Origin of the sequence: Reinekea marina (assembly GCF_030409715.1) — a bacterium.
GTDB classification, from domain to species: Bacteria; Pseudomonadota; Gammaproteobacteria; order Pseudomonadales; family Natronospirillaceae; genus Reinekea; species Reinekea marina.
Genome location: NZ_JAUFQI010000001.1, coordinates 1,301,794 through 1,316,744, shown reverse-complemented (window position 1 = coordinate 1,316,744; position 14,951 = coordinate 1,301,794). Strand labels below are relative to the sequence as shown.

16 protein-coding genes are annotated in these 14,951 nt (G+C 44.7%); 4 read left to right on the top strand and 12 right to left on the bottom strand.

The window, feature by feature from the left end:
• Positions 1–34: 34 nt before the first annotated feature.
• The 6 genes from hflX to tsaE form a co-directional block, all read right to left on the bottom strand.
• Positions 35–1,348 carry a ribosome rescue GTPase HflX gene (gene hflX, locus QWZ13_RS06885; RefSeq protein WP_216001183.1) on the bottom strand — a complete coding sequence of 438 codons (1,314 nt, stop codon included), beginning with the start codon at positions 1,346–1,348 and terminating at the stop codon, positions 35–37.
• A 57-nt stretch (positions 1,349–1,405) separates the two neighbouring features.
• A complete protein-coding gene (hfq, locus tag QWZ13_RS06880; RefSeq protein WP_216001184.1) occupies positions 1,406–1,648 on the bottom strand; it encodes an RNA chaperone Hfq in 243 nt (80 codons plus the stop codon).
• Positions 1,649–1,926: 278 nt separating this feature from the next.
• Positions 1,927–2,895 (bottom strand): tRNA (adenosine(37)-N6)-dimethylallyltransferase MiaA, encoded by a 969-nt coding sequence (miaA, locus tag QWZ13_RS06875; RefSeq protein ID WP_290281106.1) that lies wholly within the window; start codon positions 2,893–2,895, stop codon positions 1,927–1,929.
• A 1-nt stretch (position 2,896) separates the two neighbouring features.
• Positions 2,897–4,792, bottom strand: coding sequence for a DNA mismatch repair endonuclease MutL (gene mutL / locus QWZ13_RS06870; RefSeq protein WP_290281105.1), 1,896 nt, complete (start codon positions 4,790–4,792; stop codon positions 2,897–2,899).
• A 10-nt stretch (positions 4,793–4,802) separates the two neighbouring features.
• Positions 4,803–6,152 carry an N-acetylmuramoyl-L-alanine amidase gene (locus QWZ13_RS06865; protein ID WP_216001187.1) on the bottom strand — a complete coding sequence of 450 codons (1,350 nt, stop codon included), beginning with the start codon at positions 6,150–6,152 and terminating at the stop codon, positions 4,803–4,805.
• Positions 6,152–6,613, bottom strand: a complete 462-nt coding sequence (gene tsaE, locus QWZ13_RS06860) for a tRNA (adenosine(37)-N6)-threonylcarbamoyltransferase complex ATPase subunit type 1 TsaE (protein ID WP_290281104.1) — start codon at positions 6,611–6,613, stop codon at positions 6,152–6,154. Before tsaE ends, QWZ13_RS06865 begins: the two co-directional genes overlap by 1 nt.
• A gap of 82 nt (positions 6,614–6,695) precedes the next feature.
• Here tsaE and queG point away from each other — a divergent pair, with 82 nt between their 5' ends.
• On the top strand, positions 6,696–7,781 hold the full coding sequence (gene queG / locus QWZ13_RS06855; RefSeq protein ID WP_290281103.1) for a tRNA epoxyqueuosine(34) reductase QueG: 1,086 nt from the start codon (positions 6,696–6,698) through the stop codon (positions 7,779–7,781).
• Here queG and QWZ13_RS06850 read toward each other — a convergent pair.
• The 3 genes from QWZ13_RS06850 to QWZ13_RS06840 all read right to left on the bottom strand — a co-directional run bounded on the left by QWZ13_RS06850 (position 7,778) and on the right by QWZ13_RS06840 (position 10,597).
• Positions 7,778–8,278, bottom strand: a complete 501-nt coding sequence (locus QWZ13_RS06850) for a YgjP-like metallopeptidase domain-containing protein (protein ID WP_290281102.1) — start codon at positions 8,276–8,278, stop codon at positions 7,778–7,780. The genes queG and QWZ13_RS06850 overlap by 4 nt on opposite strands.
• Positions 8,275–10,008 carry an ABC-F family ATP-binding cassette domain-containing protein gene (locus tag QWZ13_RS06845; RefSeq protein ID WP_290281101.1) on the bottom strand — a complete coding sequence of 578 codons (1,734 nt, stop codon included), beginning with the start codon at positions 10,006–10,008 and terminating at the stop codon, positions 8,275–8,277. The genes QWZ13_RS06850 and QWZ13_RS06845 overlap by 4 nt, the downstream gene beginning before the upstream one ends.
• Before the next feature lie 277 nt (positions 10,009–10,285).
• Complete coding sequence (locus QWZ13_RS06840) at positions 10,286–10,597, bottom strand: hypothetical protein (protein WP_290281100.1); 312 nt, start codon at positions 10,595–10,597, stop codon at positions 10,286–10,288.
• Positions 10,598–10,654: 57 nt separating this feature from the next.
• Here QWZ13_RS06840 and QWZ13_RS06835 point away from each other — a divergent pair, with 57 nt between their 5' ends.
• Positions 10,655–11,533: a lysophospholipid acyltransferase family protein gene (locus QWZ13_RS06835; protein ID WP_290281099.1), complete on the top strand. Its 879-nt coding sequence runs from the start codon at positions 10,655–10,657 to the stop codon at positions 11,531–11,533.
• Here QWZ13_RS06835 and QWZ13_RS06830 read toward each other — a convergent pair.
• Both QWZ13_RS06830 and QWZ13_RS06825 read right to left on the bottom strand, forming a co-directional pair.
• A complete protein-coding gene (locus tag QWZ13_RS06830) occupies positions 11,499–12,125 on the bottom strand; it encodes a YigZ family protein (protein WP_290281098.1) in 627 nt (208 codons plus the stop codon). The two genes, QWZ13_RS06835 and QWZ13_RS06830, sit on opposite strands and share 35 nt — an antisense overlap.
• On the bottom strand, positions 12,110–12,706 hold the full coding sequence (locus tag QWZ13_RS06825; protein ID WP_290281097.1) for a DUF459 domain-containing protein: 597 nt from the start codon (positions 12,704–12,706) through the stop codon (positions 12,110–12,112). Before QWZ13_RS06825 ends, QWZ13_RS06830 begins: the two co-directional genes overlap by 16 nt.
• 126 nt (positions 12,707–12,832) lie before the next feature.
• On the opposite strand from QWZ13_RS06825, the gene QWZ13_RS06820 reads away from it, so the two are divergent.
• Both QWZ13_RS06820 and QWZ13_RS06815 read left to right on the top strand, forming a co-directional pair.
• On the top strand, positions 12,833–13,897 hold the full coding sequence (locus tag QWZ13_RS06820) for a BamA/TamA family outer membrane protein (protein ID WP_290281096.1): 1,065 nt from the start codon (positions 12,833–12,835) through the stop codon (positions 13,895–13,897).
• Positions 13,897–14,757 carry an ion transporter gene (locus tag QWZ13_RS06815; RefSeq protein WP_290281095.1) on the top strand — a complete coding sequence of 287 codons (861 nt, stop codon included), beginning with the start codon at positions 13,897–13,899 and terminating at the stop codon, positions 14,755–14,757. Before QWZ13_RS06820 ends, QWZ13_RS06815 begins: the two co-directional genes overlap by 1 nt.
• Here the strand turns inward: QWZ13_RS06815 and QWZ13_RS06810 are convergent.
• The gene (locus QWZ13_RS06810; RefSeq protein ID WP_290281094.1) at positions 14,716–14,865 is read right to left on the bottom strand and encodes a hypothetical protein; all 150 of its coding nucleotides are present in this window, start codon (positions 14,863–14,865) and stop codon (positions 14,716–14,718) included. The genes QWZ13_RS06815 and QWZ13_RS06810 overlap by 42 nt on opposite strands.
• Positions 14,866–14,951: the final 86 nt, after the last annotated feature.

Genomic DNA, 14,951 nt, shown 5'->3' with positions numbered 1-14,951 from the left:
TGACTCATCTAAGCCACCCTATTAACAGGCACACTTATTTTTCAAAAAATTCTTTTTCTCTCGCAACACCAAAACGCTCTTCCGATAAGTTATTACGTTTTAGCAATTGCTTGAAGTCTTTCTTTTGCATGCGGATATCTATCACCGCATTACCCTGTTCATCATAATTCTCAGCCAGAACAGCATTGTAATCATGTAATGCCGCTCGTAAGGCAAGTTCGTGTGGCTCAAGGGTAATGGTTTGCGCAATAACATCATCCCCCAACAGCTCGCCAATGGCCGCTAATACTAACGAAGTGCCTTGTCCTGTTTTCGCTGAGCACCACACTCGAACGGGCTTGCCTTCATCATTACGTTCAACGGCCGGTTCAAAGTTATCCAACATATCAATCTTATTGAAGACCTCCAAGCGTGGCACATCAGATGAGCCAATTTCGCCCAATACGTGCTCAACTTGCTCCATATTCGCCAGACGATCTTCATCGGCACAATCTACCACGTGCAGCAAAAGGTCGGCTTCAGCGGTTTCTTGCAAGGTCGATTTAAAGGCTTCTACTAGTTTATGGGGTAGGTGTCGGATAAATCCAACCGTATCGGCTAAAACAATTTCACCCATATCAGGAATGTCCAATCGCCTCAAAGTTGGATCAAGCGTTGCAAACAGCTGATTTGCGGCGTACACCTCGGCATCTGTCAATTGATTGAAAAGAGTCGATTTACCCGCATTGGTATACCCCACCAATGAAACCGTGGAGATATCAGAGCGTGATCTAGCACGTCGGCTTTGATTACGTTGCCGCTGCACTTTTTCTAATTTTTTATTGATGGTCGAGATTCGGACACTCAATAAGCGCCTATCGGCTTCAAGCTGTGTTTCGCCGGTTCCTCGCAAACCAATCCCGCCTTTTTGGCGGTCTAAGTGCGTCCAACCTCGCACTAACCGAGTGCTTTGATGTTGAATTTGGGCCAACTCAACCTGGAGCTTACCTTCGTGGGTTCGAGCTCGCTGAGCAAATATATCAAGAATCAACCCTGTGCGATCTACTACGCGCGCTTCAATGACTTCTTCAATATTTCGCTCTTGTGAAGGCGATAATGCATGGTTAAATAAAACCACATCAGCCTCTAAGGCAATCACGGCTTCACGAATTTCTTCAAGTTTACCGGTACCAACGAAATATTTAGGGTCTGGGGTCGTGCGAACCGCACGGATATAGGTGGCAGGCTCAACTCCGGCCGATACAACTAATTCTTCAAATTCCACTGGATCTTCTCGATGTTCTGACTCGGGAAAATCCACGTGAACTAACACGGCACGATTGCCGCCTTCTACGCGTTCAAAAAACAATCACAAACTCCGATGCCCGGTCATGCCGGGCTAAGAGGGAAATAAGCACAGTCGACTTTATTCGACGGTAGCTTCTTCACCATCTACTGATACTTTGACATTACGCGCAGGCACGACGGTTGAAATCGCATGTTTGTATACCATCTGACTGACAGTATTGCGCAATAGAATCACAAATTGATCAAAACTTTCGATTTGACCTTGCAGCTTAATCCCATTAACCAAAAAGATAGAAACGGGAATACGCTCTTTGCGAAGTGCATTTAAAAAAGGGTCTTGTAAAGACTGCCCTTTAGACATGGTGTGCTCCTTTTAATTGGAAGGATGTAATTATCGGCTACATCTAAATCACAATGATGCATTTGAATGCTCCAGCCCGTTCATTGGTGAATATTCATCACATCGAACAAGTAAAAGTCTGGATTAGCCGCACTCTAAAACTATATTAGGTGAATTCTAGTTGATTTTTACGTAAGGGTGGTAGTTATATACAGTTTATTTAATGATTTTTAGGAAAGATGGTGACTAATGGCGGTTTAGACGTTCAAAAACCACACATATGCCCGATCTCTCACCCTCTAACTTGATGAAATATGCGCAAGAATTTCTTGGCAATATTGTTGCGAAGGTGCCTGAGTCGTATCAAAAACCGTCACATCTGGCCAACCACGAAGCCAAGTTAACTGGCGCTTAGCCAATTGACGAGTCGCAATGATGCCTCGTTCAATCATCTCATCAAAACTTAATTCGCCTTCAAAATATTGCCACATTTGGCGGTAGCCTACACATCGCATAGACGGCAAATCTAGATGCAAATCTCCTCGTTCGTACAACACACGCACTTCCTGCTCGAACCCTAGATCGATCATTTGATGAAACCGGCGCGCAATACGCTCATGCAATACTTTTCGGTCTTCAGGCATCACGGCATACTGATGCAATTGATATGGAAAATCTGCTATGGCGGCCTCCGCTAAAGACCCTTTGCCATCGTGAACGCCTTTATCCCAAAAGCTAGAAATAGGCTTACCAGTAATTCGAAACACTTCGAGCGCTCTTTGCACACGCTGGGGGTTTTGCTGGTCAATTTTTTCGTATGCGGCTAGGTCACACTCTTTTAGCTCATTGAGTAAAGGGTCTAACCCATGTTGCTCAAACGTTTGTTGAAGCTGAACCCGAATCGCGGCATCTCCGGGCGGTAAATCAGCCATTGGCTCTACTAAAGTTTTAAAATATAGCATCGTGCCGCCGGTAAGTAGCGGTATTTTGCCGCGCTCTGCAATTTGCGCCATCACCGCCAAGGCATCTTTGCGAAATTCAACAGCGGAGTAGCTTTCAGCCGGGTCTTTAATATCAATAAGATGATGCGGTGCGCGCGCTAAAGTTTGTGCATCGGGCTTAGCTGCGCCAATGTCCATGCCTTTAAATACTTGCGCCGAATCCACCGAAATAATTTCGCAAGCACCTTGCTCTACCAAGGAGATAGCTAGGTCAGTTTTACCGGCTGCGGTAGGTCCCATTAAGAAAATAGCGTTAGGCTTACTCATTTTAACGCCCTCTCATAAAGAGTTTGTCCAGCTCACTCATTGTGAGCTGCGTCCAGGTCGGTCGGCCATGATTGCATTGGCCGCTGCGTTCGGTTCTTTCCATATCTCGCAACAAGCCGTTCATTTCCGGAATCGTTAACTTACGATTTGCCCTAACAGAGCCATGGCAAGCCATACTTGATAATATTTCATTTCGATGAGCGACTACGCCATCGGATGTTTCATGCGCCATAAAATCGGCTAAAAGACTCCGAACCAAAGGGTCTACATCGGCCTGCTCTAAAAACACAGGCACTTGCCGAACCATAATTGTTTCTGGTGATAAGCGCGCAACATCGATTCCAAATTGACGCAGCAGCTCACTGAACTCTTCGGCGGCATCGGCTTCGCGCTCACTCACCTGCACCTTTACGGGAACCAACATGGGTTGCGTTTGCACGCCTTGCTCATCGTATTGGCGCTTTAAACGTTCATAGGTGATTCGTTCATGGGCGGCATGCATGTCGACCACAATTAACCCTTGCTCACTTTGAGACAAAATAAACACGCCATGCAATTGGGCCACGGCAAACCCTAAGGGTGGAATATCTTTATTTTCGGTTTCAGGTAATGTCACACGAGGCACCGAACCAAATTCATTGAGCGATGAGGGTTGCTGCTGCTCGCTACTGCTCACTGAATTCGGCTGTTGCAAGGTTTGATAAAACGCAACCTGATCACTCACCGGAACATTGGCATTTGCCTCTGAAGGCGCACGATAACTGGTCGCGGGAGAAGACATCATCAAACTGTGTTGACCACCAAACTCTCCGGCTTGCGGGCCACTAATGGTTAGCGCAGGCTCGGTTGCATTGTGTGTTTCTTGAATCGGGTTTAATTCGCCGCCGGGTCGAACTTGCGCTAAGGCATGATGCAATTGAGAAAATAAAAAATCGTGCACAAGGCGCTGATCTCTAAATCGTACTTCGTGCTTCGTCGGGTGTACGTTAACATCGACTCCGGAAGAATCGAGTTCTAAATAGAGAACAAAACAAGGTTGGCGACCATGATAAAGCACATCTCGGTAAGCTTGTTTTACGGCATGCGCGATCACTTTATCGCGAACAACTCGCCCATTTACGAAAAAATACTGCATATCGGCCATTGACCGAGAAAAAGTGGGTAAACCGACCCAACCCTGCATTTTTAAGCCGGCTCTCTCAACATCAATGATCAGTGAGTTTTGCATAAACTCAGGTTTTAACAGCTGTGCAATACGGCGTTGCTGCTCTGCCGTTGAATGCGCGGGGCGCAACGAATGTATGGTTTTGTTATTATGACGCAAAGAAAAGGCCACATCGAATCGTGACAGCGCCTGTCTTTTTATCACTTCTTCTAAATGATTGAATTCAGTTTTTTCTGTCCGTAAAAACTTTCGTCGTGCGGGGGTATTAAAAAACAAATCACGAACTTCTACTGTCGTGCCATCGGTATGTGCGGCAGGGCTGACCTCACTGTCCATGTCACGGCCTTGACTCTGCACTTGCCAAGCATTTTCTTGATCGGCGGGCTTACTGGTCAAAGTTAATCTGGAAACCGATGCAACTGAGGCCAACGCCTCACCACGAAACCCTAAAGAACCCAATGCTTCTAATTCATCTAAAGAATAAACTTTAGACGTTGCATGGCGAGACAATGACAACGGCAAATCGTCTTTACGAATGCCCGAACCATTATCGCGCACTCGGATAAGTTTAATACCACCCTGCTCTATTTCGACATCAATTCGAGTAGCACCTGCATCTAAACAGTTCTCAATTAATTCTTTAACGACAGAGGCTGGACGTTCAACAACCTCACCTGCAGCAATCTGGTTGGCCAGGCGAGGAGATAATATTTGAATTGCGCGCTGAGACATGTATACCCTGTTAGCTTTGGGGCAAGATAAGCACTTGCCCGATTTTAATCGTTGATCCACTGATGTTATTGATCGACTTTAATGCCTGCAATGACACGCCATTTTTAACCGCAATACCCGACAGGGTGTCACCTTTTGCCACGACATATTTTTTAACGCTTTGGCTTTGCTGTTTTTTCCAAGCGACCCAGCTGCCTTCCGGAGGCTGTGATTCAAAGTACCGTACAATGCCATTGGTGATGGCGGTCGCCATTTTTTTACGATAAGCAGGAGAGCCTAAATTGGCTTCTTCAATGGGGTTGCTGATATAGCCAGTTTCAACCAATATAGAAGGCACATCCGGCGCCCGTAATACAACAAAATTAGCCTGGCCTGGCACGCGTCTGTTGCCATGAAGTTTAGTGAATCGTCCAATTTCTTCTAATACCAATGCCCCCACGTTTAAGCTGCTTTGCATGGTCGCTGTCATCGATAAGTCGACCAATACTTGCTTGAGCACATCATCCTTATCTTCGAGGCTAACGCCATTTAAGCCGCCAATCACATCGGCCGCGTTTTCTTGGTCGGCTAAATATTGCGCCATGGATGAAGTCGCGCCACCATTAGACAATGCATAAACGGAAGCACCACGAGCTGAAGCACTGCTAAACGCATCGGCATGAATTGAAACAAATATATCGGCATTTTTTTCACGTGCGAAATTCCGTCGATTTTTTAAAGCGACGATATAATCCCCATTTCGAACCAATAACGGCTTATACCCTTGGCGTGCTTCTAGTTGCTGATACACCTGTTTAGCGATGGCAAGCACTACGTGCTTTTCTAATGTTTTATTAGGTCCAACCGCACCGGGATCTTCACCACCATGCCCTGCATCGATTACGACCAAAATGTCGCGCCGCTGATTACTAACCTGATCGACCGATAAATTTACCGTAGGCGTAGGCACCACTTTTTCACCGGTATTAGAAAGTACGGGTCTCTCTAAATCGACAACTAAGCGATGCCCATATTGTTCATTTGGGGGCAGGTTAAAGCTCCGCGGAGACATTGACTCAGTCATATCTAGGACAATTCTTAAATCATTGTTATTGCGCTTTGCGGATCGTATAAGCCGAACACCTGTATCGGCTAAATCAAGATGGTCTAATGAACCTTTCAAGGAGGTGTTTTTTACATCTAGAACCACACGATCTGGGTTTTTGAGTACTAAAATGGAGTGTTCTACCGGACCAGATAAATCGAGCACCAATCGAGTGACGTCTGGAGATGGCCATATACGCGCGCCTTCCATTGTGGTTGCTTGCGCAAATACACTACACAAACTCAGCAAACACGCACAGATAACACCTCTAAACATTAAGCCTCCCAGGCGTTACGAATAGTTTCAATTTGAGCTTCACCACGATCAGAATGCCCTTGCAATTCAATTTGTCTAGCGTCTGTAGCATCGGTAAACTGCACCACGATATCTGGGCAAGGCAACATGCCAGTCCCTTTTTCTGGCCATTCTACTAACCAAATAGCGTTTGTCGCATCGTAATCTCGAATCCCCATAAACTCTAGTTCTTCTGGGTCTGCTAAACGGTACAAATCGAAGTGATAGGCGATTAAATTGTCGAGTTCATACGGCTCTACTAGCGTATAGGTTGGACTTTTAACCGACTCCGACCAACCCAGCCCTTGAATAACACTACGGCTTAAAGTGGTCTTTCCCATCCCTAAGGTACCATTCAGGTAGAGAATACTGCCCGTACGGCACGCCTCTCCTATTGATTTACCAAAAGCTGGCATGTCCATTTCTGTAATCGTTGCTTTCACTCTAAACTCTTTTTAACAGTCAAACGCACAACAGTGTATCATTAGAGATTCAAAATTTGATGAATCCACCGTAAATTTACCGATGTCAGACTCACAAAACACAGACCTTATTTCAACAGACAGTGACTTAACCCTGCCTGAACAAATTCGATCACTGTCAGAAAGCTTCGGTTTTGCAGATATCCGCTTCAGTCCTGTTTCTGCATCCCAACATCTGGAGCAATACCAAAATTGGGTAGCGGCAGGCTACAATGGCACCATGCAGTGGATGGAGCGCAATATAGATAAACGCTTTGATGCCAGCGAGCTACACCCTGGCACAAAAACGGTGATAACCGTACGTATGGATTACCACCCCAACTGTGAAAATGACTTCGATGTTCTTAAGGATGATCGCAAAGCCTATATTGCGCGATATGCTCTCGGGCGCGATTACCACAAAGTTATGCGCAAGCGTCTCACTTCTTTTGGCAAAGCGATAGAAGCTTTAGCTGGGCATCATGGTTATCGTGCTTTCGTAGACAGCGCCCCCATTATGGAGCGTCAATTAGCCGAACAATCGGGTTTGGGGTGGATTGGTAAAAACAGTTTACTGCTGGTTCCTGGCGTTGGAAGCTGGTTCTTCTTAGGTGAACTGATGACCGATCTAGACTTGCCCATAGACCCACCGCTGCCCAAAAGCCACTGCGGCAGTTGCAATCAGTGTATAGTAGACTGCCCGACCGATGCTTTTGTCGCAGACGGCGTGTTAGATGCTCGTAAATGTATCAGCTACTTAACCATTGAATACTCAGGCTCAATACCGACCGATTTAAGAAGTAAAATGGGTAACCGCATTTATGGATGTGACGATTGCCAATTGGTATGCCCGCACAATAACAAGGCTCCAAAGACTGAAGAGTCTGATTATAATGTTCGTCACAATTTAGACAATTTAGATTTATTAGTAGCCTTTTCATGGGATGAGGAAACGTTTCTATCAAAAACTGAAGGCAGTGCGATTCGCCGTATCGGGTTTGAGCAGTGGCAAAGAAACATCGCAATCGCCATTGGCAACGGTAAACCTTACCCTGAAGCCGTGCAAATGCTGCTCAGCCAAAAAGGAAGCGTATCAGACTTAGTTGACGAACACATTGACTGGGCTGTAACCCAATTGCAAAACCGCTAACGACTGTATATATCTTGGCGCTCTTCTACTTGGGTTAAGTATACCCGCACATCAAATTCCAATTGATGATAATTAGGCAGCATGTACTCACATAAACTGTAAAAAGCTTTGTTATGCTCCTTTTCTTTGATATGCGCTAATTCATGCACACTAATCATGGCTAAAAACGGTTCAGGAACCCGTTTAAAAAGCGTACTGATTCTAATTTCATTTTTGGCTTTTAACTTTTGCCCTTGAACTCTCGAAACAAAGCTATGAGTTCCGAGCGCATTTTTAATCACGTGCAACTTTGGGTCATAAACAACTTTACTAATTGGATTGGATTTTTTTAAGTATCGGTTCTTCAGTTCAAATACATATTGGCGAAGCGCTTTATCGGTTGAGTACTTGTGGACTTCCGGATATTTTTCCAGCAAATAATCCCCAAGTTGATCTCGCGATAAAAGCTCGCTAATGCGAGCTTTTAATGGTTCAGAATAATGTGCCAAATATTTCAACTGTCTAACCTATGGTTCAATTCATCTAACTCCTGCTGCCACTGCTGTTGCAACTTAGGTTTTTGGAACTTAGCCTTGCGCTGCTTATCTTCCTCTAAAAGTGACTCGAGTTCGAGAATGCGCTCTAATAACATTTCATCATCGGAAAGGGCTGGTTTTTCAACGTTGAGCGGCTCGTTGTGTTTCTCCAATTTAGAACTCGAGGCATGTTCCATTACATCTAAACTTGCAAAATAATCTTCAGGGTTATGCGTTTCAATAAGTTGCCCATTGCGAATCCACCAGAATCGCGTAGCCACCGTTTCAATGAACCGTTGATCATGGCTGGTGAATAGCAACGTCATCGACTGTTCCACTAAGTTAGCTTCAAGCTCTTCTTTTCCTTGTAAGTCAATGTGGTTGGTGGGCTCATCCATAATGAGCACATTCGGTTGATCCAACTGAAAGGTAAGCAATAATAATCTGGCTCGCTCTCCCCCGCTAAGCACATTAACGGCACGATTGTGGTCTTGATAAGGAAAGCCCCATTGAATTAAGGTCTGCTTAATATCTTCTTCACTGGCCTGCGACTGTTCACGACACCAATCCATAATCCCAATAGTTTGATTAAATTGTTCAAGCTCTTGATCGAAATAACCAATGCGTACATTAGGATTAAAGCGAGTACAGCTTTGTTCTCCAACAGGTAATCGAAACACGTTCATAAGATGCTCAATACAACTTGATTTACCGGCGCCATTTACGCCTAATAAAGCGATTCGATCTCCCGGTCTCATGACCAGCTCCTCAACGTGAAACAGCGGATCACCAATCGGGTTACAAATGTCTTGGTTTTCTAGAATTAACACTTGCTTACTGCGTAACAATTCCGCATCGACTTGCAGAGATAATCCTGAGCCCGCCGAAACAAAGGTGTAATCTTGCTCTAGCTTTTCAGCCCGACGCTCAATGGTTTTGGCTTTCCGAGCCAAGTCTTCATTGTCATAGTCTTTGCCCCATTGCGCTAATCGCTTCGCACTCTTTTTTAATTTAGTGACTTCACGCTCTTCGGCTATGCGTTGCTTTTGTGCATCTTCATCCTGTTTTTGTAGGGCTAGTTTTGCTTCACTGTAGGGCAATTTAAACTGATACAGCCGTTCATCTCGCAACCAAAAAGTCTTTGTCGTAACGCTATCTAGCAGATCACGATCGTGTGAGATCATTAAAAAACTGGGAGCATCACTTGAAGATAAATAGCCTTTTAAGTAATGCATGGCACTAGAGTCCATATGGTTTCCGGGTTCATCGAGCAACAATACTTCTGGATCTTTTATAATGGCACGGGCAAATAAGATTAAGTTTTTTTGTCCGCCACTGAGTTGGTCTATTGTGTTTTGCCATAAGCTTTCATCAAACCCAAGCCTGAGTAAAAGAGCTTCCACTACATATTGTGAAGTGGCTCTTTCTTCATTAGGTAGCGCATCACATACACAAGCTAAGACCGACAAGGAACTGATTTCGTCTGGTAAAAACTGCTCAACAACACCGACTTTTAGACCACGCTGGCGCAATATTCGGCCATCATCCACACTGTGCCGATCTAACAATAAATTCAACAGCGTCGACTTTCCACAACCATTATGACCAACCACGCCAATGCGATCACCCGAATCGATGTGGCATGACAAATCACTAAACAGACGTTTAGTGCCCGCTTGATACGAAATACTTAAAACTGAAATAAGAGACATATAAAACCTATACTGACAAATTACGACAGCACAGATGCGGTTTCATGAACCCGATTGTAAGGTGCAGCACATCTGTGCGTTTATAAAATAAACGACGACAATGCTGCAGAACGGTCTCCGAAGAAAAATGCGTAATCTAATACGCATGTGTTTGCAATTGCTTGCATGGAGCCTCCTTTTTATTTTGACAGCCCACTAAGGCTTTGTTGATAAGAATTGGACCAGTTTAAGTCGTTTCCTAGTAAACAACAATGCCTTGTAGGGGTTAAGTTACTCGCTACGAAACCCGCTCGATTAATAATATCTTTTGCTGAGCCAAATGGCGGAGCGTAGCCAAGCTCAACACCTCAAATTTAATACAAATGTCTATATTAAATCGTGCCTTCATAAATACTGGTGTTTGTACCAACAGCGCTGTTCTTTCTTCGATTTCACCACCAATATGATAAGGTAAACCGCAGTTAGCGAATGAAATAAAGCTGTCTCTTTCAAAAACAATTATTTGGGCATCTTCACTTAAACGACGAGCATGTGTCGCTGCAGGCGCACCTCCTGCAACCCCACCAACTATTAAAATTTTACGAGTCATAACATTGCATCCAAAACATTCAATATTAGAATTATCTTATATTTTGGATCTCTTATATTGACTCACGTCAATAACCCCATTTTAAATGCCAACTTTCGATCAAAATGGTACATTGCGACCTTTCTCACAGGCTTTGTACAGGTGTTAATGTTAGTTCTTAAGTTTATTCGGATATTGTTACTGGTGTTCGTACTATTGTTTGGTGTCTTTCTTATTATTATCGCGACCACCATAGATTCTTTAGTGGGAAAGAAATGGGCTCAACTTTGGGTGTCTAAACTCTGGTTCCGCTCATTGTTAGTGGTAATGAATGTACATGTAACCCGTATTGGCGAGGTTCAAGCAGGCGGAACCTTAGTGGCCAGCAATCATATAAGCTGGTTAGACATTCCCGTTTTGGGAAGCGTGTTGCCTTGTTATTTTTTATCGAAAGCCGAGGTGAAAAACATTCCCGTTGTTGGTTGGCTTGCACATCGTGGCGGTACCCTCTTTATTAAGCGAGGCAGCGGACAAATTGAACAAGTTCGATCACTCATGAAGGTCTATTTGGATCGTGATCATTGTTTGAGCTTTTTCCCAGAAGCGACGACAGGCGATGGTTTCTCAATTAGGCAGTTTCACCCTCGGCTTTTTGCAGCGGCCATAGACAGTGACGTACCTGTTATGCCTGTCGCAATTTCTTATCAACTTCACCGCCAATCATCGATCGAAATCGGATTCGGAGATGAAACCATGGCTGCTAATATTTGGCGAGTCTTAGGCCGCTGGAGAACCGATGCAACCGTCCAGCTGTTACCTGTCGTCCAGACCAGAGATTTAGAGCGCAAGAGTTTGGCCGACACCTGTATGCACAGCATTGCCGATGCCATTAATATTCCGCACACCCATCGAGGGGTGGGCTTTAAAGCCCCGCTTCCGGATCGTCACAGTCGATAACAAGTGCGGAACTGCCAGGGGCAATGCTTTGTAACTGTGAAAGCACCTCTGCACTTGTCGATTCAGATACCGTTACGACTGCCGATACAGTGCTGGTATATTGAAGATTTTCAAGCTCTATAGAAAAAGGTGCTAATACACGCCGAACCTGGCTTTCGAGCGCGAAGTCGAATGTCAATTTTAGCGTAAACTTACGCTCAACCTTCACAACATTGGCTAAGGTCATCGCCTGCGCAACAGCGCCACCGTATGCCCTTGCCAACCCCCCTGCACCCAGTTTAATGCCACCAAAATATCGAACCACAATTGCCATCACATTGATTAAATCGTTATGTGCAATAACATTAAACATAGGTTTTGCGGCCGTTCCAGAAGGTTCCCCATCGTCGCTTAAACCACTTGACCCATTTACATAAAATGCGAAACACACATGACGGGCATCAGGGTATTGTTTGCGAATGCTAGTTAGACGAGCTTTAGCATCTTCTGAACTCGCTACAGGCTCTAACCAGGTTAAAAACCGGCTCTTTTTTATCTCTAACTCACAGTAAACAGGCTCAGCCAGTGTTGAAGGCATTAACCAAACCACCACGAGCGATCGTTTGAGACTAGATCGAAAATTTTATCGTAGCCAACATCGTGTGGGTGAATTTTATCGCCGGTGGCTAAATCTCGCTTGTATTCTACGTTATCGGTCAGCGCGTGAAATAAATCAATAAACGCCACATGATTTTTAGAGCACAAATCGCGATAAAGGCCGTTAAGGCGGCGTACTTTAGTGTTTCGTTGCGGATCATAAACTGGCGGAAGCCCAACCATAATTAACTTCACATGCCGCCTAGTTTGAGCAATGAGATGCTCCAGCGCATTTACAGAATCTTGGTTCGACACAATACTTTTATGGTCGACCTGCAATGTATCTTCAACCCCAAAACTGAGTATTAAACGATTGTCGGCTCCCTTTTTCATTCTTGGTACAAGCTCTTTAACTCGTTTAGCAACATCGAGTGACGTTTCTTTAGGGATGCCCAAATTATAATAATTAACAAGACCATGCTCTTGCGTCACATCGGCGATTAAGCGTCCCGTCCAACCGAGGTTTTTAGAGTCTCCGACGCCTTTTACGAAGCCATCGCCTAAGGCGCAAATATTAATCTCTGTTTCTTTATCCATGAATGATCACATTTCGTCATAAGTGTAAAAATTGTAGCCTTGATTGAGTCATTAATACACCAGCATTGACAAGAGATTGCGTACTTAACATAGTAATCCCCATAAAATAAGAAATCAGGCTCGTTTATGAAAAAGTTATTTCTCGCACCAATAATTTGTATGGCTGCACTGAGCAGCGCAGATTCACTTAAGCCCGCTGCTTGGGTACCCTTACCTGCCGTAGGCTCTAGCCCGGAAACAGGCTTTCAATACGGTGCTTATGTTATGCGTATTTTTGAGCAAACATCAGCCGATCAACCACAAGATCGTTTAGAGCTGTTGTTGCAAGGCACCACCCAAGGCCAATATCAGGCCTACATTTGGCCTAATATGTTTTTAGACGGAGGCCTATGGAATCTAAAAGGGAAATTGGGCGGTCGATACTGGCCAAGTGGTTACTTTGGCCAAGGAAATGCGACTGAGGAAGAAGCCGACCAGTATGCTAATACAACACTTGAGGGCAGTATTACTGCGAATTACCTCATCACGCCTGATATTCGCATTGGCGCGAGTTTAAGAGTTGAAAATCATGAAATAGAAGACATAGCCGACCCGGATGGCAGTGAGAGCAGTTTAATTGACGCCAACGTTATTGGTGCAAATGGCGGGCTTTATTCTGGTGTCGGTGCCGAATTGATTTATGACAAACGAGACAACATAGATTGGCCAACCCAGGGGAATTTGAGTAAAGCAACTTGGGATTTGTATCCTACTAGCTTGGGTAGCGATGCAAATTTCTCTTTATTGAATGCTCGCTCAGCTCATTATTTCTCGATTGCTGATGATGTGTTTGCTTTTAGCGCGCAATTATCATTGGCCTCCGAAGACACCCCTTTCACGCATTTACCAAGACCTAGTGGAGATGGAACCTTACGAGGTGCGAATGGCCAACGCTGGATTGATAACGCTAGTGTGGGGGCGCAAGCCGAATTTCGAAAGGCAATTTCAAACCGGTGGGCCGCGGTTGTCTTTACCGACACGTTCCAAGTTGCATCAGATTTAGACCAGTTTGCATTGTCTGACTTTCATTACAGTATAGGGGGCGGCATTCGATTTGCGACAACACCAGACCGTTTCAATGTCCGTCTGGATGTGGGTTTTGTCGATTTTGAGTCATTTAATTTTGCTATTACTGTGGGTGAAGCGTTTTGATGGATGAATTGCGTACCAGTAAATTTCATGTGTTGAAATCCGATACTGAGCCAATGGCTCAGTGGCGAATCACATTAAATGACGTTATTTTTGGTGCAGAGTCAAAGCCGGGGAAAACCTTCGACATTATTCTTATCATTGCTATTTTATTAAGTGTGTCGGCCGTCATCCTTGAGAGCATTGTCTCTATCAACACCCCACTTGGTAAAAACTTATACATTGTCGAGTGGGTGTTTACCATTGCCTTTACCGTTGAATACGGTTTGCGATTAGTGTGCGTTCGACATCCGTTAAAATATGCATTGAGCTTTTATGGCCTCATTGATTTACTGTCTATTATTCCAACTTATTTATCCCTGTTGGTACCGGGCGCGAATTCGTTGCTGGTTATTCGAATATTCCGAATTTTACGGGTCTTCCGAATTTTAAAGTTGTTCCACTATATTCGCGAAGCAGAAACTCTAGCCGAAGCCATGGTCGCGGGTCGTCGCAAGATCATAGTGTTCTTATATTTTATTTGCACTCTAGTGGTTGTGTTCGGCTGCGTCATGTATTTGGTGGAAGGCTCAGTCAATGGCTTTACCTCCATCCCACGCAGCATATATTGGGCAATTGTTACCATGACCACCGTCGGTTATGGGGATCTAACACCGACAACGGCTTTTGGGCAACTCATCGCGTCTATGATGATGATCATTGGCTACGCTGTCATTGCTGTGCCTACGGGCATCTACACCGCTGAGTTATCTAAGGCCATTGTACGAAAACGCGATGTTCGAGGGTGTGTCGGCTGCGGTAAAAACGGCCATGAAGTTGAATCAGATTACTGTCGGTATTGTGGCGAGAAGTTGCCAGAGTGAACGGCCCGACTGGGTGACGTTATCTGCAAGCTTAGTTTGCTGAGTTACCGTAAAAAAAGTGGCGCTGTAAACCCATTCATGAGGGCTAGTTATTGGCATCCAAGGCAATAATGGCCCCATATGTACAGCACCGCTGCTTCATAGCTTCGTGCTATTGTATTTTCAAACATCTAATTTAATAAGATTATCAGGTA

Bases quoted from the DNA above. Each gene is read 5' to 3' on its own strand.
- QWZ13_RS06820 (WP_290281096.1), top strand. From the start codon at position 12,833: ATGAAAAAGTTATTTCTCGCACCAATAATTTGTATGGCTGCACTGAGC.
- queG (WP_290281103.1), top strand. From the start codon at position 6,696: ATGTCAGACTCACAAAACACAGACCTTATTTCAACAGACAGTGACTTA.
- QWZ13_RS06825 (WP_290281097.1), bottom strand. From the start codon at position 12,706: ATGGATAAAGAAACAGAGATTAATATTTGCGCCTTAGGCGATGGCTTC.
- hfq (WP_216001184.1), bottom strand. From the start codon at position 1,648: ATGTCTAAAGGGCAGTCTTTACAAGACCCTTTTTTAAATGCACTTCGC.
- QWZ13_RS06865 (WP_216001187.1), bottom strand. From the start codon at position 6,152: ATGTTTAGAGGTGTTATCTGTGCGTGTTTGCTGAGTTTGTGTAGTGTA.
- mutL (WP_290281105.1), bottom strand. From the start codon at position 4,792: ATGTCTCAGCGCGCAATTCAAATATTATCTCCTCGCCTGGCCAACCAG.
- QWZ13_RS06840 (WP_290281100.1), bottom strand. From the start codon at position 10,597: ATGACTCGTAAAATTTTAATAGTTGGTGGGGTTGCAGGAGGTGCGCCT.
- QWZ13_RS06845 (WP_290281101.1), bottom strand. From the start codon at position 10,008: ATGTCTCTTATTTCAGTTTTAAGTATTTCGTATCAAGCGGGCACTAAA.
- QWZ13_RS06815 (WP_290281095.1), top strand. From the start codon at position 13,897: ATGGATGAATTGCGTACCAGTAAATTTCATGTGTTGAAATCCGATACT.
- miaA (WP_290281106.1), bottom strand. From the start codon at position 2,895: ATGAGTAAGCCTAACGCTATTTTCTTAATGGGACCTACCGCAGCCGGT.